This window comes from Methylophaga nitratireducenticrescens (genome assembly GCF_000260985.4).
GTDB classification, from domain to species: domain Bacteria; phylum Pseudomonadota; class Gammaproteobacteria; order Nitrosococcales; family Methylophagaceae; genus Methylophaga; species Methylophaga nitratireducenticrescens.
In genome coordinates this window covers 1613066-1634385 of record NC_017857.3, presented here as the reverse complement: position 1 = coordinate 1634385, position 21320 = coordinate 1613066, and the positions used below count along the sequence as shown (strand labels likewise).

Here is a 21320-nt window from a genome sequence, read left to right as displayed (position 1 = left end):
AAGCACCTGTTAATTTTCGCTGGCAGAAACCTCAATGCGGTTTCGTCCAGATTGTTTTGCCCGATACAATGCCATATCAGCATTTTGTAACAGCCGTTGCGGTATGCCTCCTCGCCCATCCCAACTACTAATCCCAACCGAGATAGTCAAACTGCCTAATACCGTTTCCTGGTAGACAATCGTTTTCGCAGCAATTTTTTCCAATAAAGTATTGGCCCGATCCAGCGCATCCTGCGTGTGTGCAGCCGGCATCAAAATGACAAACTCTTCTCCACCGTAACGACAAGGTATATCCGTTTCACGAAAATGCTCCAACATCAAGGAAGCAACAATACTCAATGCCAAATCACCCGCCTCATGTCCAAAGCGATCATTAAATTGCTTGAAGTGATCGATATCACAAATCAGCAGGGATATTGGCTGGTGATACCGTTCGGCAAGTTGCAGTTCACGTTGTAGGGCATCATCAAAATATCGGCGATTTTTCAAGCCGGTCAAAGCATCTTCAAATGACATGATATGCAGATCTTCTCTCAGCTTGATTCCGCTCAAGGTCACGCTTAGTCTATCAATGGCCCGGAATATAAATTGCTCAATTACGTCCCGGGTTTCTGATATTTCAGTGGAAAGATCCAGCAGCTCAAAGGTTACGAACGTTTGTTTACCCCGCTGCAAATCATCAATCTCAATATGATATTTATTATTCAGTACACCATTTGGTGACAAATCTGCTAAGTCATTGATTATTTCAACGTGCAGTTGCTTCGGTGCAAAAACGCTATGTAAATCCTGACAAATCATCTTGCCTGCCTGTTGCAAGCTCTGAGTGGTTTGCAATCGACTTATCAGGGTTTCCAGCCGAAGGCTAAAATCATTAATCAAGGCCAGCTGATTTGCCCGTTGCTGTTCAAGTAATACATAATTCTGTAAAGTAGCGGTTCGTTCACTCACCCGTTTTTCCAGCAATACATTTAACTCTTTTAGTGATTGTTGGATCTGCCGATAATGTCTTAACGAAACAACCACCAGAATCAACGCAAAGATTAACCCGCCAAAAGCTAGTGGAAAATTAACCCAGGGCACTAAACCATGGGCAATAATCATATCGATCAGGAAAAATATGGCATAAAGTCCAAACGCGCCCATTACCAGCCTTTGTTCGGTATTCATCACGGTAAAATGGCGAATACAAAACCAAAGCATGACCACCAGTGTGATAACAAACAACATGTCGAAAACCGGGTAGAAATAGGCCAGGTGCCAGGCGCTAAACAATGTTAATACCAGACACAGCAATACATAAAGCATATGCATTTGGGCGATACGCAGCATCAACTTACCGCTTTGTACATCGAGCCAGTAATTCAAAATCAATGCGATAAAAATCGGAATCGAAAAATACGATATGGCCGCCACATAGGTTTTTGCTAACGGCGCATATATCAGTAGTTGTAATGCCTGGCTTTCTCCCAGCAGATTGCCTGCACTGGCCAGTGAAAACAAACCAAGGTAAATAAACTCACGGTTATCACCGCGCATTGCAGAAAACGCAAATGCAATCAATGCGATAAAGAAAAAGAATGCCGAAATCACTAAATCGCTATGCGAATTATTGAGTATATTCAATAATGCTGCTGAGCGTTCAAGCAGCTTCTTTTCTCCCCATAAACCAATATCGGTATAGTCAGAATAGACGCGGAAATAAAGCGTACGGCCAGCAAAATCATCTGGCAGACCAATGATATGCCATGGCCAACCAGCATAATCACCCTTTCCCTCAGCATCAAATTCACCAAAGCGATAAATAAGCTGCTGATCGAGATAAACCTCGGCAATCAAATCAATACTGGAAATAAACACGACGGGATCAACCAGTTTGATATCTGGCAGTGTGGTGCGATACCAGATATTTTCTCGGTCCTGCCGATCAGGTGGGTAGAGAGGGTTGGGAATGGACTGCCAGTCGTCATGATTTTCCTGATCCGGCATGGTCCATATCGGTTTTCCATCAAGAAACGGTGAATCTCCCCAACGATATTGCCAATTCTCGAGATCTATTTGTTCAGAGGTGGCTGCAAACAGTATTGTGTGAGGCACCAATAGTATTATAAGTAGCAGCAGACGCATTAATCGTCCTGACAGGTAACACGGGTTGTTGGTTAAGTCAGTCATAGGCGTTAAGCGTAATGCTTTTATCCTCAGATAAAAAAATACCCCTTGATGGATTCAAGAGGTATTCAATTTTTTAGCCGACCCAACGTCTTGCATTATGGAACACCCTTAACCATGGTGCGTCTTTGCCCCAGTCATCCGGATGCCATGAGTGCTGAACACTCCGGATTACCCGTTCCGGATGCGGCATCAGAATCGTGACACGTCCGTCTGTTGTAGTAAAACCGTTATGTCCGTTTGCAGAACCATTAGGATTAAAAGGATAACGCTCGGTAGGTTGACCATAATGATCTACATAACGCATAGCCACTAAAGCGTCCGACATACTGCCACCTTCGGTGAAATCAATCCGCCCTTCTCCATGTGCAACGGCAATTGGCATGATCGAACCCGCCATATCCTGCAACAGAATTGATGGCGATTCGGTGATTTCAACCAATGAGAAACGTGCCTCAAACTGTTCAGACAAATTACGACTGAACCGCGGCCAATGCTCACTGCCTGGAATTAGCGATTTCAATTGTGACAGCATTTGACAGCCATTACATACGCCAAGCGAGAAGGTATCTTCGCGGGCAAAAAACGCCGCAAACTCATCCCGTGCACGCGCATTGTGTAATACGGTACTGGCCCAGCCACGCCCTGCTCCCAGCACGTCACCATATGAGAAACCACCACAGGCCACCAGACCTTTGAAATCGGCCAGAGATACGCGACCTTCGACAATATCGCTCATATGTACATCGACTGAAGTAAAGCCGGCATGATCAAATGCTGCAGCCATTTCCAGCTGACCATTAACGCCCTGCTCACGCAGAATCGCCATTTTAGGTCGCTGTCCGCTGATAATAAACGGCGCTGCAACTTGTTCTTTCAGATCAAAATTCAGCTTAGCATGCAAACCGGGATCTTGTTCATCGTCCAACGCAGCAAATTCCTGCTCGGCACAACCCGGGTTATCGCGTAAAGCCTGCATCCGGTAGCTGGTTTCAGCCCAGAATTTTTGTAATGTATGACGACGCTGATTTAATACTTGTTCGCCATTAACGTTAATTTGAATCGTTTGATCTGCTGAGACTTCACCAATCAGATGACTGTGTTTGCTTAAATCAAACTGCTGCAGAACTTCCAGTACCGCATCCTGATGTTCCGCCTTGATCTGAATGACGGCACCCAGTTCTTCGCTAAACAGCACTGGTAGGGCTTCACCCAGTCCAGTCAAATTAATATTCAGACCGCAATGCCCGGCAAAAGCCATTTCACATAAAGTGGTGATAAGACCACCATCACTGCGATCGTGATACGCCAACACCAATTCGTCCTGCTTCAATTGCTGCATGGCCGCAAAGAAGTTTTTCAGGTTACGCGCATCGTCAACATCCGGGCCATGATGTCCGACCTGGTTATAAACCTGCGCTAAAGCAGAGGCTGCCAGGCGATTATGTCCATGACCTAAATCCAGATAAATCAGACGGGTTTCACCCAGATCGGTACGTAATTGTGGCGTTAACGTTTTACTGGCATCAGTAACCGGTGAAAATGCACTGATAATAAGCGATAACGGCGAAGTAACCGCTTTGGTTTCGCCCGCTTCCTCCCAGACTGTTTTCATCGACAGGGAATCCTTGCCCACCGGTATAGCAATGCCCAGTTGCGGGCATAATTCCATGCCAACGGCTTTGACGGTGTCATACAACAAAGCATCTTCGCCGCTATGTCCACAGGCGGCCATCCAGTTAGCTGACAGTTTGATATCACTTATTTTCTCAATATCCGCCGCCGCAATATTGGTTAACGCTTCACCAATCGCCATCCGACCCGATGCCGGAGCATCGATAACGGCTAAGGGTGTACGTTCCCCCATAGACATGGCTTCACCCAATAAACCGTGGTGATCGGCCAGCGTTACCGCACAATCGGCAACAGGCACCTGCCAGGGGCCAACCATCTGATCCCGGGCCACCAGACCAGTAATACTGCGGTCACCGATGGTGATCAGAAAGTTTTTGCTGGCCACTGTTGGTAGTTTTATTATCCGTTCCAACGCATCGCTAACGGTAATACCGCTCAGATCCAACTCGGGTTTTGGTTTGCTGTGATGTTTGACATCGCGCAGCATTTTTGGCGGTTTACCCAATAGCAGCGATAACGGCATATCGATTGGATTATTTTCAAATTCGGCATCACCCAGCAATAAATGCTGATCTTCGGTGGTTTCACCTACAATTGCCCAAGGACAGCGTTCTCTTTCACAAATAGCCTGGAACAACTCAATATCTTCTGGGTTCACGCCTAATACATAGCGTTCCTGAGATTCATTACACCAGATTTCCATCGGTGACATGCCTGGTTCATCATTTGGAATGACCCGAAGCTCAAAACGGCCACCACGACCGCTGTCGTCAACCAGTTCAGGAAACGCATTAGATAACCCACCGGCACCGACGTCATGAATAGATACAATTGGATTTTTATCATTAAGTGCCACACAGCGATCAATAACTTCCTGACAACGGCGTTCCATTTCCGGATTACCGCGTTGCACTGAGGCAAAATCCAGTCCCTCTTCACTGGTACCGGAAGCCACCGAGGAAGCTGCACCACCACCCAGACCTATCAACATAGCCGGGCCGCCAAGCGCAATCAGCTGAGTGCCTGGTTGCATGATATGTTTTTCAACATGCTGAGGCCGAATACTACCCAGACCACCAGCTACCATGATGGGTTTGTGATATCCGCGCATTTCAAAGCCATTATCAGATGGCACTTTAGCTTCATAGGTGCGGAAATAACCGCATAAATTGGGGCGGCCAAATTCATTGTTAAATGCCGCGCCACCTAATGGGCCATCAATCATGATTTGCAGAGCAGAAGCGATACGGGCAGGTTTGCCATAATCGGTTTCCCATGGTTGTTCAAAGCCGGGAATCTGCAAGTTGGACACTGAAAAGCCGGTTAAGCCTGCTTTAGGTTTAGAGCCACGTCCTGTCGCACCTTCATCACGAATTTCACCACCGGCGCCGGTCGCCGCACCAGGAAAAGGTGAAATAGCCGTTGGATGATTATGCGTTTCAACCTTCATCAGAATATGCTGCTGCTCGCCTTCGTAGCAGTAGTGATTATCACTCATATCCACCTGAAAACGATGACTACGCTGACCTTCGATAACTGAAGAGTTATCGTTATAAGCTTTAACGACACCTTCAGGATGTTGCTCATGTGTATAACGAATCATATCGAACAGACTGCGATCCTGCATTTTGCCATCAATGATCCAGTCAGCCTTGAATATTTTGTGACGGCAATGCTCAGAGTTGGCCTGAGCAAACATCATCAGTTCTATGTCATTCGGGTTGCGGTTAAGTGCACTGAAATTATCAAACAGGTATTCGATTTCATCCTCAGCCAGTGCCAGACCCAGGTTTTGATTGGCCTCAACCAATGCCTGACGTCCGCCATTGAGAATATCAACTGATAATAAGGGTCTGGGAGCTGTATGCATGAACAATTGTTCAGCGTCATCTTCATTATCAAATACACTTTCAATCATGCGGTCATGCAATTTCGCTGCAATCGTAGCGCGTTGTTCACTGCTGAGTGTAGATTTGCTGGTGACATAAAAAGCGATTCCGCGTTCAACCCGAACGATGTCAGTTAAACCACTGTTATGCACAATATCGGTCGCTTTACTGGACCAGGGCGAAATTGTCCCCGGACGCGGAGTGATCAAAAACAGACCTTCTTTAGTTTGTATACTACTATTGCCTTTGCTGGCCTCAAGCAGTTCACCCAAAGTGGCAAGATCCGCTTCATTAAGCTGGCCATCGCCTTCCAGTTCCGCGAAATAGTGATATTCACTCCTTAATGCGCTCACTGTGGCAACATCAGCGCGTATGGCGCGCAGCAATTTTTCAAGTCGGAAAGCAGAGAAAGCCGGACGGCCAACTAATTGCAGCATTTGAAACCCAATTCAGAGAAAATTAAAGCGATAATGATACTTTATACCACTGAATCCGCCCAATAAAATTGAGCCATTATGATGATCGAAAACATTTCCACAATACGTAAACTCGGCCCTTTCAGGCTTATTGCTGTGATATTTTATGACTGTATGCTACTGGTGTCAGTGCTGTTAGTTGCCGCCGCAGTTGCGGTCGCCCTGAATGGTGGTGAAGCTATTGGCGCCAATAATCCATTCTTTTTTGTCTACCTGCTGGGCGTGGCATTTACTTTTTATGGCTGGTTCTGGACTCATGGAGGGCAAACACTTGGTATGCGTGCCTGGCGGGTTTATCTTGTCAGCGAAAATAGTACCGGCGTCAACTGGCAGCAGGCTTTTCTGCGCTTTGTTGTCGGCATATTTTCCTGGCTGCCGTTAGGTTTGGGGTATTGGTGGTTGTGGTTAAGCCCCGACAAACTCAGCTGGCATGATATTGCTTCAGGTAGTTATCTGGTTTATTCACCTAAAAAGCCTTAAATACTTAATCTGAGATACGTTCCAGATTGATCATTTTATGATTGTCATCAAAACGGATTCTGAAACGACCATGTATACCGCTTTGTGTAATAAAACGCCGGACATGCAATGCCGGAAACTGCAACGATTGTCCCGAATCGGTTATTGCAACCACAGCAGAGGCTTCGCCGCGATAGTAGCGCATCGCCTCTTCTCTATCGACATTAAGTCTAAACGTTAAGGCTTTGTCCTTTAGGGTCTGTTGATCTTTCATAGCCACCTCTGTTGTGATTGAAAAATCATCAGACCCTTACCAAAAAACCTCTGAACATATCGCTTAAATTACGCAGCATTTGTTGTTTGTTTGCGTCAGTGTATGGTTCGGCAGTGCCCTGCCCCCAAATCGGTTTTGGCCAGACTGCATCGGTTTTAAAGCGAGCGACATGATGCACATGTAACTGCGGAACCACATTTCCCAATGCCGCTATATTCATTTTATCGGCTCCAGTGAGTTTCATCAGTTTTTCAGCGACTAATGCTGACTCCTGCCAGAGTAATTGCTGATCCTGCATCGAAAGATCATAAATTTCACTGATATCTTTGCGACGTGGCACCAGAATCACCCAGGGGAAACGGGCGTCATTCATCAATAATACTCGACACAGTGGTAAATCACCGATCACAAATGTGTCCGCAACTAACTGTGGATGTAATTCAAATTTCATTAATCCGCCAGATATTTGTTAACGATCTCATAGACATCAGATGATAGATCCTGCTGTTGAGCAATATTTTGCAATGCATCGCGCATCATTTCCTGACGTTTTACATCATATCGACGCCACGAATTGAATGCCCCCAATTGCCGCGAAGCCACCTGCGGATTAATTTTATCCAACAGCAGAATCTGCTCAGTCAGAAAACGATAGCCGCTGCCATCTTTTGCGTGAAATAACGCTGGATTGTTACGACAAAACTGACCGATTAACGCCCGGACATTATTTGGGTTTTTGATACTGAACGCAGGATGTTTCATCAAACCTTTAATCCGAATCAATGTATCCGGGAGGCTGGATAGAGCCTGTACAGTAAGCCATTTATCAACCACCTGCCGGTCATGCTGCCATTGCTCATAAAAAGCACGTAAGGCATGTTCACGTTCGGTACCCGGCTGATCAACCATCAGTCGCAGCCCTGACAAAGTATCCGTCATATTATCTGCCTGCTTCATCTGTTTCAGGCAGCGCTGGGTTTGCATCGGATCGCCGGTTGCCATCAGATAGCCCAGACAGACATTTTTCAGACTGCGTCGGCCCATATGCTCTGAGTTAAACTGATATGGCACATTTGGCAAATTATGCTGCTGATACAAAGTATCAAACTGTGCTTTCAATTGGATTGCCAGCGTATCTTTTACAAATTTACGCACATGATGGATGGCATCGACATCAGCCACCTTCATCTGCGCCGCCAGATAATTCTCTGAAGGCAATGTCAGCATGCGGGCAACCAATGCGGGATCGGCCGTTTTATCTTCCAGCACTGCAGCACATTGTTTGGACAAAATTTCCGGTAATTGCAGCGTTTTGTCTTGCTGATAATCGTTGATTAAAGACAGCATGACTTGGATGAAAAGACTCTGTCCGGCATCCCAACGATTAAAACTGTCTTTCTCATTGGCCATTAAAAACGCGAGTTCTTCATTATCGCGTTCAATCTGTAATTTAACCGGCGCAGAAAAGCCACGCAGTAAAGAGACAACCGGCTTTTGATCTACCCCGATAAAGCGGAATGTCTGCTCTGCTTCACTCAGTTCTAATACGCGGGTGTCATTATCATAGGGCTCTGCTTCATCAATCAATTGTAGTGGCAAACTATTACCTGCAGCGTCCAGTAATCCCATTGCAACTGGAATCAAGAACGGTTGCTTTTCAGTCTGGCCAGGCGTAGCCGGGCAAGATTGCTGCAGGGTTAAGGTCAATATTTTCTTTGTGGCATCATATTGATGAGTGGCTGTAATAACCGGTGTTCCAGCTTGGGTATACCAACGTTTGAATTGGGTTAAGTCAATGCGGTTGGCATCTTCAATGGCTTTGACAAAATCATCTGTGGTCACGGCCTGACCATCATGGCGGTCAAAATATAAGTCGGTGCCTTTACGGAATCCCTTTTTGCCCACCAGGGTTTTGATCATGCGTACCACTTCCGCGCCTTTCTCGTAAATGGTCACGGTATAAAAGTTACTGATTTCGATATAGCTATCGGGTCTGACAGGATGCGCCATCGGACCGGCATCTTCAGCAAATTGCAAACTGCGCAATTGATCAACATCGTCAATTCGTTGCACAGCGGCAGAATTCAAATCCGCACTGAAAGACTGATCCCGCATCACGGTAAAGCCTTCTTTAAGGCTTAACTGGAACCAGTCACGGCAGGTCACCCGATTACCGGACCAGTTATGGAAGTACTCGTGGCCAACAATGCTTTGAATCGTATAAAAGTCGTTATCGGTAGCCGTTTTGGGGCTGGCCAGAACACAGGCCGCATTGAAGATATTCAGCCCCTTGTTCTCCATTGCGCCCATATTGAAATCATTGACCGCAACAATCATGAAGACATCTAAATCGTATTCACGGCCATAAGTCTCTTCGTCCCAGCGCATGGATTGCTTTAAAGACACCAGTGCATGATCACATTTATCGTGATTTTCTTTATCGACATAGATCTGCAAGGTAACGTCGCGACCACTCAGCGTCGTAAAGCTGTCCTGTTGCATATAGAGATCACCGGCAACCAAAGCAAACAAATAACAGGGTTTAGGATGTGGATCATGCCAGCGAACCCAATGGCGTCCATCTTCTGATTCCCCCTGCTCTTGCAAGTTACCGTTTGATAGCAGAATTGGCCATTTCTGTTTATCGGCAGTGATGGTCACAGTAAATACCGCCATCACATCAGGACGATCCGGATAATAGGTGATACGTCTAAAGCCTTCTGCCTCACATTGAGTGCAAACCAACGCGCCTGAATGATATAAGCCTTCAAGTGCCATATTTTGATCTGGATAAATCTCAGTCACGATTTCCAGCTGAAATTTTTCCGGTAATTGAGGCAACACCAGTTGAGTATTGGAACGTTGAAATTCTGCCGCAGTTAATGTCCGTCCATCGAGTTTGATGCTTATTAACTCTAAATGCTCGCCATTTAATACACAATCTTCACCTGGCCCTTTGGGATTACGCCGCATGTTCAGAATGCTGGTCACACGCGTCGTTGAAGCGTCCAGATCAAAGTGCAAATCAACATTGTCGACCAGATAAGACGGGACGGTGTAATCCGCGAGACGAATCGTTTTGGGGGACGCAGGTGCGTTCATTAAATTAAAAATCCTCTTGATTAACTGGCCAGTACTGATAAGCAGGCTCTTCGTATGGATGTGCGAGTTTCAACGCTGAGACAACCGCTTTGATAGTCTCGTTCGAGCAAATCGTTTCAACCTGATATTCGTTTACTTGTTCCAGTTTCCCATTTTCACCAATAAACGGCTGGCTGTCGGCTAAAGGTCGGAATTGGCCCATACCCTGCGTTTCCCAACTGCAGCAGTCATAGCCATCAAAATGCCCTGCTCCGGCATTAAAAATAGCTTCTTTAACCAATTCTTTATGGGTTTCAGGAACAAAAAACACAAGTTTGTACATGAGGTTTATCTCCACTGCCATTGCTGGGCTTCACCAGTCCCCGCAATACTCAATACAGCGCTTGCATTGGCATTAAACGCTACGGCCTGTATGACCATTCCAGGATTAAGTAGATTCTGTCTGGTCACTTTCCAGCAACGTAATTTGTCACCTTGGGGTAATTGCCAGACGCAGATCCGTTCAGCCGCGTGGCCGGTTACTAGCAACATGCCATCCTCTGAAAAATTAACAGCCGTTGTCGTGGTGTTAAAAACCGGAAATTCTGGAACGGGCAACGATTTAGGCCAGGCTGAACTCCGCAACTGTGATTGCAGACGGCCATCCGCCAGTGACCACAGATAAGCATGATCATTATCTGCAGCGGTAAAGGCAAAACGACTTTGCAGATCAAATTTCACCAGATTTACGGTATTACCATGCCTCCAATTCTGTAACTGTTCTCCAGTTTGCAGATCCCATAAACGTGCTGTTCGATCATCCCCCCCCGTCAATGCCGTTTCACCATCCGGTGAAATAGCCACAGTGTTAATGGGATGTTTAACCGGGGAATCAACTGCGGAGCCATCATGTTCAAAAACCTGAAGAACCCGGTTGGCGTTAATATCAAAATAGATTGCTGTACTATCCGCCAGAGCTAATAGCAAAAAATTACCATCAGGTGAAATATCGAGAGCTTTCACACGCAACGGAAATGTCAGTCTGTTTTCTGGCATGCCGCTATCCGTGTTCCATAACATCACCGTATCAAATTCTACGGTAGCGGCAATCGGGCTGGATTTGGCTAATGCTACGTTTGTACTGCGAACCGTTTCTTTCTGCTCACTTTGCCAACTGTATTTCACCTGATTGTTTTGCAGATCCCATAACCTGGCGGCCGCATCCACATCGGCTGAAAGCAAAAAATTTCCATCTGCTGAAAAGGTAGCTGCATAACTGCCTTCACTATGCTGCCACTGATAGGTTTGTTGAGGACGATCTTCACACCCACCCAGCAATAAAAGCAGCCCTGGTAAAACGAATCTGCTGATATTGCGCATAGTCATAATCTCAATCAGGATTTTGGTAATGTCACGCCCTGCTGCCCTTGGTACTTACCAGCTCTGTCAGCGTAAGAGGTCTCACAGACTTCATCAGATTCAAAAAACAACATTTGTGCAACACCTTCACCGGCATAAATTTTGGCAGGTAAAGGAGTAGTGTTGGAAAACTCCAGGGTGACCTGCCCCTCCCATTCCGGTTCCAACGGGGTCACATTAACGATAATACCGCATCTTGCATAGGTCGATTTGCCCAAACAAATGGTCAACACATTGCGTGGAATTTTAAAAGATTCGATGGTCCTCGCCAAAGCAAATGAATTTGGCGGAATAATACAGACGTCTGAATTGATATCCACAAAACTGCTGGCATCAAAGTTTTTCGGATCAACAATCGCCGAATTGATATTGGTAAAGATTTTAAATTCGGTCGAACAACGTACATCGTAACCATAACTGGAGGTGCCATAGGAAATAATACGCTGACCATCGCTGTCCCGAATCTGGCCCGGTTCAAACGGCGAAATCATCCCGTGCTGTTCCGCCATTCGCCGGATCCATTTATCTGATTTTATGCTCATAATCCGTTAATTTACCCAAAAAATGTTGATAATAGCTTGATTAGTCGTTCTTGATAACTATATTCGGAAACGCAGTAGAATAATTTTTTCCCTGCATCGCCAGATTGGCGGCGATACGGCGGGCTATCACACGATAAGCTATGGCAATATCGCCATCCGGATCTTTCACTACCGTTGGTTGACCATTATCAGCATCTTCGCGAATATGGATGTCTAACGGCAGACTTCCCAGCATATTAACACCGTATTGATCAGCCATGGATTGTCCACCACCAGCGCCAAAGATATGCTCTTCATGACCACACTGGCTGCAGATGTGTGTACTCATATTTTCAACGACACCCAGCACAGGCACCTTCACTTTTTCAAACATTTTTAATGCTTTGCGGGCATCTAGTAAGGAAATATCCTGAGGCGTTGTAACGATTACCGCGCCACTGACCGGAACTTTTTGTGATAGTGTCAACTGAATATCGCCAGTACCCGGTGGTAAGTCAATCACCAGATAATCCAGCTCTTTCCAGTTGGTGTCACCCAGCATTTGTTGCAAAGCCTGTGTCACCATCGGGCCACGCCAAATCATGGGTTCTTCTTCATCGATCAAAAAGCCAATCGACATGCTTTGGATACCATAGCTTTGAATTGGCTCGATTAATTTGCCATCAATAGATTCGGGACGTTGAGTGGTGCCGAGCATTCGTGGCTGGCTAGGACCATAGATATCCGCATCCAGAAGTCCCACGATTGCCCCTTCAGCCGCCAGAGCCAGAGCCAGGTTGACCGAGGTGGTTGATTTGCCTACCCCACCTTTCCCCGAGGCGACAGCAATAATATTTTTAACGTTTTCCAGCGCTGGAACGCCCTGCTGTACTTTATGTTTTACAATCTTAGTGGTGATATTGACGCTGACATTCGTGGCGCCATCAGCTTCAATCATTTGTTTAAGATTTTCGGCCAGTTCTACAGCATAGCCTTTCACTGGATAACCCAAAATCACATCGACCTGTGTCTGATTATCATCCTGCGACACCTTGACCCTGGCGCGGGTATCGCCCAGCGTTATCAGCGTCGATGGATCCTGATAATTTTTGACGAGTTCCTCAATTTGCGCGGGGCTAGTCATGCATGACTCCTGTAGTTTTCAAAGAAAAATAGATTTTGCATTTTATACTTTGTCTGAAATCACTGCATCCACAAAGCTTGCAGGGCTATTGACTGATACAAAGAAAAACACCGCGATAACAGCGGTGTTTAACGTGTTTAGCGAGATTATTATGGTCCAGTTAATGTGTGCTGCAAAGGCCAGTCACGGTAATTAAAGACTTGTCCCTCCTCACGAACGCGGGCAATTTCAGTCAAATCCAGATCAGCACAGACCCAACCAGGCTTGTCAGCCACGCCTTCAATTAATATGCCGTTATCGGTAAAACCATAATCCACCGGAGTATAAATGCTGGCACGCCCAGTATTCACATCAACAGCTTCCGACCAGCGAGCTTCACCAAATGTAGGCGATTGTACTACATAGCATTGATTCTCCAATGCCCGTGCCTGACAGCCAATCCGCACCCGATGAAAACCGGCCTGGGTATCGGTACAACTTGGTGCCAGGATCAAATCGGCGCCGGCGTTAACTTGCTGATAGGCAATCATCGGAAATTCAATGTCATAGCAAATACCGATACCAATACGCCCGACATCGGTATCCAGCACTTTAATCTGTTGGCCGGGGTGAATTAACCATTGCTCATTTTCAAAGCGGGTCATGATCAATTTATCCTGAAAACCAATCAGCCCCTCCGGTCCGTAGAGATTGGCACGATTACGGAACGTGCCGTCTTCCTGCAAAACCGGAAATGTGCTGGCCAGCATCATTACATCGTATTGTTTGCAAAGTTGATGGTGCAGATCCTGCCAATCCGCATAGACATCCTGCATTGAATGTAATTGCTTACCGAGATCGGTGTAGATGGCTTCACCAAATAAAGAGGCCAGCTCCATACTGCCATATTCCGGAAACACCAGTAGTTTGGCCTTTTCTTCAACGGCTTCGGCGACCCACTGCGTCAATTTATCAGTGAATTGTGACCAGTCTTTGAAAAAACCGATATCGTACTGTGCTGCAGCGACTTTAACTTTGCTCATTTACATCAAACTCGGGAAATCGTTAGCGAGACATATAAGATTGGGCGTTTTAGCCTTACTTCAATGCCGGATAATATATTTTTAACGGCTTATCTACGTCTTTAATGACAAGCTATTGTTGTACAAACAAAAATTCTAAAGCCTTTTCATCCAGAAAGTCATCGGCTTGGGTGATTCATGCTCTTCATCCAATTCTTTCCAACTGAATGTCGTGTTGAGTTCGGGATGCTTCTCATAGCCGCGTTTACGCCAGAAGTTATCAAGAGGCTTATAACCTGATGGTCGACGTGGATGATCTTCCAGACGCTGCACCCCACAAAAACAGCTGAATTCATATCCGCCCAACTCTCGTGCATGCTGCTCACGATGCTCAAAGAACGCTACCCCAGCACCTTTGCCACGGTATTGCGACAACAACACTGATTCACCACAATAAAATACGCTATCAACATCAATACCCGCGTTGATAAACGGCGCTTTAACTTCATCTGTTTCATATTTCAATGGAATGCCAGTCGAGGCACCGACGACCTTGTCGCCATCAAAGGCTAAAACAATCACGCTGTCAGGTGCTTCGATATAAGTTTGCAGGTAGCGTGCTTCGTAATCCGGATCCCCATCATAGAGATAAGGAAAATCACGGAAAACCTCAATGCGTAATCTGGCCAGTTCCGGGATAAATTGATTCAGGGCTTCGCCTGATAAGCGTTTCAATTCCAGCATAGTTATTTCAATCCGTGCAATGGAAAAGCATATAAAAAACCAGGCTGGAAAATACATTCCAGCCTGGCTGATTGTCCTGCAGTTTATCCGACGACTTGTTTAACCCAGTCTTCCAGGTTGTAGTAGTTGGTGATGCGAGCCACTTTGCCATCACGAATCACAAAAAACGCACCGGCTGGCAGGTTGTATTTCTGACCGTTAGCTTCTGGCAAACCTTCATCGGTGCTCAGATATTCACCTAATACGGTGAATTCAACAGCAGCACGATCGCCCGCTTCGTTAGTGGTGATGGAAATATCGACGATTTGTTCTTTGTAATGCGCATTCATGCGATCCATAAATGCAGAGAATTTTTCTTTACCAATCTCACGTCCGGCCTGGTTAACATCATGAATAACGTCATCAGTCAGCATATTCAGAAATGCATCCATATCCTGACGGTTGAACGCATCGTAGTAGTTTTGCAGCAAGGTGATTGTAGCTTGGCTCATGTCGCAGACCCCAGAGAGTAAAAAAAACCGCGAATTTTAACGTGTAAACGCTTCAAAGAAAAGCAGAAACTACTCATTAACCACAGAGACACAGAGGGCACAGAGGTTTTAAAGTTATCCGCAGATTACGCAGATTTTCGCAGATTATTTTTGTCGGGTTACACTGCGCTAACCCGACCCACGTTTTTTTAAGAAAGTGTAGTTTGGGTTGAATTTATGAAACCCAACAATGCACAGTTGATAGATGATGTTGGGTTTCGCACGCTCAACTCAACCTAAGATCCTGTTAAAATTTATAAATCTGCGTCCATCTGCGTAATCTGCGGATGTATTTTTCTTTTGTCTCTGTGCCTTCTGTCTCTCTGTGATTACTATCAAAAGTCAGCTTTGGCGGCTACGAGCAGTGATCCCCATCAACTTGTAGGTCAGCATTGATGCCGCGAAGTCATATGCATGAAAGCCTTCAATCGGTGCAAATTCCATTACATCAAAGCCGATGATTTCACGTTGTTTGGCAACGGATTCAAACAGGTTCAATGTCTGATACCAGCTCAGTCCACCCGGTACTGGTGTGCCTGTTGAAGGAAACACACTGGGATCCATGCCATCAATATCCACCGTAAAAAACACTTTCTGCGGAAAATCATCGGGCAAGGTAATACTGTTGATATTGTTGGGGACCAGTTCATCGGCATCCTGGTAATACACACCAAACTCTTCACGTACCTGCATTTCTTCTTCACAAAACGCACGAATTCCCAGCTGATATAATGGAATACCCATATCAACCGCACGTTTCATTACCGATGCATGACTCAGAATATCGCCTTCATAGGCATGACGCAGATCGGCATGGGCATCAATCTGCACAATACCGAAGTCTTCAATACCGGCATCTTTCAATCCTTTGATGACGCCATAGGTCACGGTATGTTCGCCGCCTAATACGACTGGGATACCACCATTGCGAATAATTTCAGCGGTTGCATTGGCTATATTATCAATCACCTGTTGTGAGCTGACGCTGCAATCGACTGGCGGGCAGGTATAGATACCCAAATCACATGGATTACTTTTACCATCCCATTTTTCCAGCTGCCAGGATGCATTCAAAATCGTTGAGGGCCCTTTATTGGTGCCGCCACCATAAGACACCGTTTTTTCATAGGGTACAGGTAAAACATGAAACATGGCCTGTTTGGGATCGGCCTGATCAATTTCAGAGCCCAGGAAAATCGGAAATTCTTCGTTCAATTCTGTGTTCATGACAGTCGCTCTTTAAAATCGCTGTAGTCAAAGTTTTTGACTACACGTAACGCATCGGTTTCGGAATTCCAGATAGCCAGTGACGGTAATTTGGTGCCATTAAACGTCGTGGTTTTAACCATGGTGTAATGGCTCATATCTTCAAATACCAGTCGTTGACCAATCTTCAGTTGTTTATCAAAGCTATAATCGCCAATTACATCACCGGCCAGACAGGTTAAACCACCCAATCGATAGGTATGTGATTTCTCATCTGGTAAGCCTGCATCGGTGATATCCGGACGATACGGCATTTCCAGGGTATCAGGCATATGACAGGTGGCTGAGGTATCGAGAATAGCCTGATCCAGATGATTCCAGGTGATATCCAGCACTTCACAACTCAAGATACCGGTACCAATCGCTACCGCTTCACCCGGCTCCAGATACACTTCGACTTGATGGCGTTGTTTAAAATCCTGAACCAGTTGAATTAAACCATCAATGTTGTAACCATCGGCAGTAATATGATGGCCACCACCAAAATTCACCCACTGCATTTGTGGCAAAAGATGTCCAAACTTGGCTTCCATGGCCGCAACAGTCCGTTGCAATGGTTCAAATCCCTGCTCACACAAGGTATGAAAATGCAGGCCGGAAATCCCCTCCAGAGCAGTTTCATCTAACTGTGATAACGGAATACCTAAACGTGAACCGGGTGCACACGGATCGTAAATCGGCACTGCACCTTCTGAATGTTCCGGATTGATACGTAATCCAAAATGCAGTTCAGGACGTTGCTGTTGAGCAGCCAGACATTGCTCACGAAACCGCAGCCATTGGCCGCAGGAATTAAACACAATGTGATGGGCAAAGGTCAGCAGTTCATCAATATCCTGTTGACTGAAGGCCGCAGCAAATACATGCACTTCCCCACCGTATTCTTCAAAACCAAGCCGCGCTTCATGCAGACCACTGGCGCAAGTGCCACTCAGATATTTGGCCGTCAACGGTGCCAAAGACCACATGGAAAATGCCTTAAGGGCAGCTAAAACTTTTGCACCACTTTCAGTCTGCACATGATTCAGAATACGTAAATTACGCTCAACAGCCACCTCGTCCACCACAAAGCACGGCGACGGCAATCGAGATAAATCCAGCTTGGCAAAATCAGTAAATTGCATTAATTTCAAACACCTGAAAATGATAGTTAATTTATATTGTTAACAGTTATTAACCACAGAGACACAGAGATCACAGAGTTTTTATCCGCAGATTACGCAGATTCTCGCAGATTATTTTTGCCGGGTTACGCTACGCTAACCCTACCTACGTTTTTTAACAAAGTGTAGGTAGGGTTGAATTAATGAAACCCAACAAGACCCAGAAGAATAGATGATGTTGGTTTTCGATGGCTCAACCCAACCTACATTCATATTAAAATTAAAAATCTGCGTCCATCTGCGTAATCTGCGGATGTATATTTTTTTCCTCCGTGCCCTCTGTGTCTCTGTGGTTAATTTTTTCTGGCTTTATAAAGGTCAATCGTCAAGATTGAAATTATCCAGTTCAATCACTTCCCAGGGCAGTCCGTATTTATTCATATCTTCCATAAACGGATCTGGATCAAACTGTTCGATGTTCCATACGCCTGGTTTTTTCCATTTGCTTTCCAGCATCATCTTGGCGCCAATCATGGCAGGTACACCAGTAGTATAGGAAATCGCCTGCGACTGAACTTCAGCGTAGCAATCCTGGTGGTCTTTGATTTGGTAGAGATAAACGATTTTCTGTTTACCATCTTTAACACCTTTCACTACGCAACCGATACAAGTTTTACCTTTAGTACGTGGTCCAAGGGTTGAAGGGTCCGGTAACAATGCTTTAAGGAACTGGATCGGTACGATTTGCTGACCGTTATAGTCAATTGGATCGATTCCTGTCATACCGACATTACCCAGCACTTCCAGATGTTTCAGATAGCTTTCACCAAAGCTCATCCAGAACTGAGCACGTTTTAAAGTCGGGAAATTTACTACCAGTGATTCCAACTCTTCGTGGTACATACGATAGATATTGTAGTTTCCAACCTCTTCCGGACAAGTGAAACTGGCTTTTTTCGACATTGCCGGCGTGGTAACAAATTCACCATTTTCCCAATGACGACATTCTGCGGTAACTTCACGGATATTGATTTCCGGATTGAAGTTGGTGGCAAACGGATAACCGTGATCGCCACCATTGACGTCAATAATATCCAGCTCATGAATCTCATCGAAGTAATGTTTGGCAAGGTAAGCGGTGAAAACGTTGGTTGCACCGGGATCAAAACCACTACCGAGCAATGCCATCAAACCAGCTTGTTCGAATTTTTCACGATAAGCCCACTGCCAGCTGTATTCAAACTTGGCGGTATCCAAAGGTTCGTAATTGGCTGTATCAAGATAATCCACACCAGCGGCCAGACAGGCGTCCATGATGTGCAAGTCCTGATAAGGTAACGCTACGTTGATGACCAGATCAGGTTTTTCTTTTTCCAATAAAGCGGTCAGTTCAGGCACATTGTCAGCATCGACCTGAGCGGTGCGGATTGGGCGATCCAGCTGTGCTGCTATAGCTTTGCATTTGTTTTCATTACGGCTGGCCAGAATAATCTCCGAGAAAACTTCCGGTAATTGGGCACATTTATGCGTAACGACGCCGCCAACACCACCGGCACCAATAATGATCACTTTTGACATTGCTGAATCCTTATAAATCTGCAGTTATCTTTCAAAGAAGGTGTAGCCATTCATGCTATCGCTGAAGGCACGTAACATTTGTTGACGCATTGGTACTGAAATCTTGCCATCCCGCACAGCTTGTTCTGCCAGCTTACGGAATTGTTCCTGCATCACTTTTGGATCGTATTCAACGTAGCTGAGTACATCGGCAATGCTGTCTCCATGAAACTCACGGACAAAATCAAAGCTGCCATCTTCGTTGATATGGACACTGACCACGTTGGTATCACCAAACAGGTTATGCAAATCACCAAGGGTTTCCTGATAAGCGCCGACCAGAAATACGCTCAGATAATATTCCTCACCCTCAATAAGCGGGTGTAATGGCAGTGTTTTACGAATCCCGTCTTCGTAGGAAAACGAATCAATTTTGCCATCACAGTCACAGGTCATATCAGCGATAACCGCAGCACGAGTCGGTTTTTCATTCAAGCGATGAATCGGCATGATCGGGAAGATCTGATCAATCGCCCAAATATCCGGCAACGATTGAAACAGACTGAAATTGCCGTAATAAATATCAGACAATAATTCCGGCAGACTCTCCAGTTCAGCTGAAACCCGGCGTGCCTGAGGCAATAATTCGGATATTTTTTCCAGAATTGCCAGGGAAACATTCTCGGCTAAAGCTCGTTCGCGCAGAGTGGCTTGACCATGATGAAACAGTTCACGAAGTTCATCCCGATAATAAATAGCGTCGTTGTAACATTCCTGCAAATTTTGCACTGTAACGCTGCCCAACACAGCATACAAATTGAACAGCATATCGTGACTGTCCTCCGGGGCCTCTTTCGGTATCACGCCTGGTTTGTGATCGCGTACTTCCAAAACGTTGAATAACAACATGGAGGAATAGGCAATCAACGCCCGACCAGATTCGGTAATAACCACTGGATGTTCGATATCCAGCGGATCGAGACATTCCTGCAGGGCTTCAATAATGTTGTAGCAGTATTCGTCCAGACCATAGTTCATACTGTGAGTACTGTTAGAGCGAGCACCTTCGTAGTCAACTGCCAGACCGCCACCCAAATCGATATAGCCCATTGGAGCACCTTCTTCGATTAGGCCTGCGTAAAAACGACAGGCTTCCATCACGCCGCTACGAATATTACGAATATTTGGGATTTGTGAGCCTAAATGGCTATGCAGTAACTGCAGGCAATGCAGCATATCGGCTTTTTTGAGCTGGTCGATAACTTCAAGCAGTGCATTGGTAGAAAGGCCAAAAATAGAACGGTCGCCACTGTCGCCATTCCAATGGCCTTCAACGGTTGAAGCAAGGCGAATACGTAAACCGATTAAAGGATCAATTCCCAATGCTTTACTGCGTTCCAAGATGGTGGATAACTCGGTGGCAGTTTCCAATACAAAAAAGCATGGAATGCCCATTTGGCGGGCATACAAACCCAGTTCAATAAATTCCTCGTCTTTATATCCATTACAGATAATCAGACTGTCATGATCACGTAGCTGTGAAATAGCAATAATTAATTCGGCTTTACTGCCGGCTTCCAGACCATGATGATAACGACGACCATAATCGGCAATTTCTTCAATAACGTGGCATTGCTGATTTACCTTGATTGGGAATACACCGCGATAATGATTTTTATAACCTGCGGTTTTAATGGCCCGGGCAAAGGCCTCGTTCAGTTGGGTAATCCGTAAATCCAGCAGGTTTTCAATGCGTAATACAGCGGGCATATCCAGGCCACGCTCTTTCATTCCATTAACAATATCGATTAATGGAACATGAATTGTCTTTACACCAAATTGCAAACTGACGACCGCATTGCCATCGGCGGAAATATCAAAATAATCCGTCCCCCAATCACGCACACCATAAAGCTTACTGCTATGTTGCGCACTCCATTCTTCGGAGACAACATCAGGTGAGTGTGTATCAGGGTTGGCATGGGTTTGTGTCATCAGTATGACCCCCTTTGGCTTCAGTTAAATCGCGGGATTGTCACTATTTTACGGATA

17 protein-coding genes are annotated in these 21320 nt (G+C 45.6%); 1 reads left to right on the top strand and 16 read right to left on the bottom strand.

The window, feature by feature from the left end; all coding sequences use genetic code 11:
• Positions 1-9: 9 nt before the first annotated feature.
• Together Q7A_RS07880 and purL are read right to left on the bottom strand one after the other, a co-directional pair.
• Positions 10-2127 (bottom strand): sensor domain-containing diguanylate cyclase, encoded by a 2118-nt coding sequence (locus Q7A_RS07880; RefSeq protein ID WP_169712026.1) that lies wholly within the window; start codon positions 2125-2127, stop codon positions 10-12.
• Between the two features lie 118 nt (positions 2128-2245).
• Entirely contained in the window at positions 2246-6130 is a 3885-nt protein-coding gene (purL, locus tag Q7A_RS07875; protein ID WP_014706812.1) for a phosphoribosylformylglycinamidine synthase, read from the bottom strand.
• A gap of 78 nt (positions 6131-6208) precedes the next feature.
• Between purL and Q7A_RS07870 the strand changes: the two genes are divergently transcribed.
• Positions 6209-6649 (top strand): RDD family protein, encoded by a 441-nt coding sequence (locus Q7A_RS07870; protein ID WP_238595889.1) that lies wholly within the window; start codon positions 6209-6211, stop codon positions 6647-6649.
• Positions 6650-6653: 4 nt separating this feature from the next.
• On the opposite strand, the gene Q7A_RS07865 is transcribed toward Q7A_RS07870, so the two are convergent.
• The 14 genes from Q7A_RS07865 to speA all read right to left on the bottom strand — a co-directional run bounded on the left by Q7A_RS07865 (position 6654) and on the right by speA (position 21263).
• A complete protein-coding gene (locus tag Q7A_RS07865; RefSeq protein WP_014706810.1) occupies positions 6654-6902 on the bottom strand; it encodes a DUF2835 domain-containing protein in 249 nt (82 codons plus the stop codon).
• A 28-nt stretch (positions 6903-6930) separates the two neighbouring features.
• Positions 6931-7353, bottom strand: a complete 423-nt coding sequence (locus tag Q7A_RS07860) for an HIT family protein (protein ID WP_014706809.1) — start codon at positions 7351-7353, stop codon at positions 6931-6933.
• Positions 7353-10004 (bottom strand): aminopeptidase N, encoded by a 2652-nt coding sequence (pepN, locus tag Q7A_RS07855; protein WP_014706808.1) that lies wholly within the window; start codon positions 10002-10004, stop codon positions 7353-7355. The genes Q7A_RS07860 and pepN overlap by 1 nt, the downstream gene beginning before the upstream one ends.
• Before the next feature lie 4 nt (positions 10005-10008).
• Positions 10009-10326 carry an NIF3 1 gene (locus Q7A_RS07850; protein WP_014706807.1) on the bottom strand — a complete coding sequence of 106 codons (318 nt, stop codon included), beginning with the start codon at positions 10324-10326 and terminating at the stop codon, positions 10009-10011.
• A 5-nt stretch (positions 10327-10331) separates the two neighbouring features.
• Complete coding sequence (locus Q7A_RS07845) at positions 10332-11369, bottom strand: WD40 repeat domain-containing protein (protein ID WP_041354456.1); 1038 nt, start codon at positions 11367-11369, stop codon at positions 10332-10334.
• An 8-nt stretch (positions 11370-11377) separates the two neighbouring features.
• Positions 11378-11944, bottom strand: coding sequence for a dCTP deaminase (dcd, locus tag Q7A_RS07840; protein ID WP_041354455.1), 567 nt, complete (start codon positions 11942-11944; stop codon positions 11378-11380).
• A gap of 40 nt (positions 11945-11984) precedes the next feature.
• Positions 11985-13067: an iron-sulfur cluster carrier protein ApbC gene (gene apbC / locus Q7A_RS07835; protein WP_014706804.1), complete on the bottom strand. Its 1083-nt coding sequence runs from the start codon at positions 13065-13067 to the stop codon at positions 11985-11987.
• A gap of 149 nt (positions 13068-13216) precedes the next feature.
• Positions 13217-14089 carry a carbon-nitrogen hydrolase family protein gene (locus Q7A_RS07830; protein WP_014706803.1) on the bottom strand — a complete coding sequence of 291 codons (873 nt, stop codon included), beginning with the start codon at positions 14087-14089 and terminating at the stop codon, positions 13217-13219.
• A 135-nt stretch (positions 14090-14224) separates the two neighbouring features.
• Entirely contained in the window at positions 14225-14812 is a 588-nt protein-coding gene (locus tag Q7A_RS07825) for a GNAT family N-acetyltransferase (RefSeq protein WP_014706802.1), read from the bottom strand.
• An 83-nt stretch (positions 14813-14895) separates the two neighbouring features.
• Complete coding sequence (locus Q7A_RS07820; protein WP_014706801.1) at positions 14896-15303, bottom strand: ketosteroid isomerase-related protein; 408 nt, start codon at positions 15301-15303, stop codon at positions 14896-14898.
• A 381-nt stretch (positions 15304-15684) separates the two neighbouring features.
• Positions 15685-16569 (bottom strand): agmatinase, encoded by an 885-nt coding sequence (gene speB / locus Q7A_RS07815; RefSeq protein ID WP_014706800.1) that lies wholly within the window; start codon positions 16567-16569, stop codon positions 15685-15687.
• Positions 16566-17732, bottom strand: a complete 1167-nt coding sequence (gene nspC / locus Q7A_RS07810; RefSeq protein ID WP_014706799.1) for a carboxynorspermidine decarboxylase — start codon at positions 17730-17732, stop codon at positions 16566-16568. The genes speB and nspC overlap by 4 nt, the downstream gene beginning before the upstream one ends.
• A 357-nt stretch (positions 17733-18089) precedes the next feature.
• Positions 18090-19289, bottom strand: coding sequence for a saccharopine dehydrogenase family protein (locus tag Q7A_RS07805; RefSeq protein WP_014706798.1), 1200 nt, complete (start codon positions 19287-19289; stop codon positions 18090-18092).
• A 24-nt stretch (positions 19290-19313) separates the two neighbouring features.
• Positions 19314-21263 carry a biosynthetic arginine decarboxylase gene (gene speA, locus Q7A_RS07800; RefSeq protein WP_014706797.1) on the bottom strand — a complete coding sequence of 650 codons (1950 nt, stop codon included), beginning with the start codon at positions 21261-21263 and terminating at the stop codon, positions 19314-19316.
• Between the last annotated feature and the right edge of the window lie 57 nt (positions 21264-21320).

Coding starts and splice junctions, on each gene's coding strand:
- dcd (WP_041354455.1), bottom strand. CDS start 11,944: ATGAGCATAAAATCAGATAAATGGATCCGGCGAATGGCGGAACAGCAC.
- apbC (WP_014706804.1), bottom strand. CDS start 13,067: ATGACTAGCCCCGCGCAAATTGAGGAACTCGTCAAAAATTATCAGGAT.
- pepN (WP_014706808.1), bottom strand. CDS start 10,004: ATGAACGCACCTGCGTCCCCCAAAACGATTCGTCTCGCGGATTACACC.
- Q7A_RS07845 (WP_041354456.1), bottom strand. CDS start 11,369: ATGACTATGCGCAATATCAGCAGATTCGTTTTACCAGGGCTGCTTTTA.
- purL (WP_014706812.1), bottom strand. CDS start 6,130: ATGCTGCAATTAGTTGGCCGTCCGGCTTTCTCTGCTTTCCGACTTGAA.
- Q7A_RS07805 (WP_014706798.1), bottom strand. CDS start 19,289: ATGTCAAAAGTGATCATTATTGGTGCCGGTGGTGTTGGCGGCGTCGTT.
- Q7A_RS07850 (WP_014706807.1), bottom strand. CDS start 10,326: ATGTACAAACTTGTGTTTTTTGTTCCTGAAACCCATAAAGAATTGGTT.
- Q7A_RS07870 (WP_238595889.1), top strand. CDS start 6,209: ATGATGATCGAAAACATTTCCACAATACGTAAACTCGGCCCTTTCAGG.
- speA (WP_014706797.1), bottom strand. CDS start 21,263: ATGACACAAACCCATGCCAACCCTGATACACACTCACCTGATGTTGTC.
- nspC (WP_014706799.1), bottom strand. CDS start 17,732: ATGCAATTTACTGATTTTGCCAAGCTGGATTTATCTCGATTGCCGTCG.
- Q7A_RS07865 (WP_014706810.1), bottom strand. CDS start 6,902: ATGAAAGATCAACAGACCCTAAAGGACAAAGCCTTAACGTTTAGACTT.
- Q7A_RS07820 (WP_014706801.1), bottom strand. CDS start 15,303: ATGAGCCAAGCTACAATCACCTTGCTGCAAAACTACTACGATGCGTTC.
- Q7A_RS07880 (WP_169712026.1), bottom strand. CDS start 2,127: ATGCGTCTGCTGCTACTTATAATACTATTGGTGCCTCACACAATACTG.
- Q7A_RS07825 (WP_014706802.1), bottom strand. CDS start 14,812: ATGCTGGAATTGAAACGCTTATCAGGCGAAGCCCTGAATCAATTTATC.
- Q7A_RS07860 (WP_014706809.1), bottom strand. CDS start 7,353: ATGAAATTTGAATTACATCCACAGTTAGTTGCGGACACATTTGTGATC.
- speB (WP_014706800.1), bottom strand. CDS start 16,569: ATGAACACAGAATTGAACGAAGAATTTCCGATTTTCCTGGGCTCTGAA.
- Q7A_RS07830 (WP_014706803.1), bottom strand. CDS start 14,089: ATGAGCAAAGTTAAAGTCGCTGCAGCACAGTACGATATCGGTTTTTTC.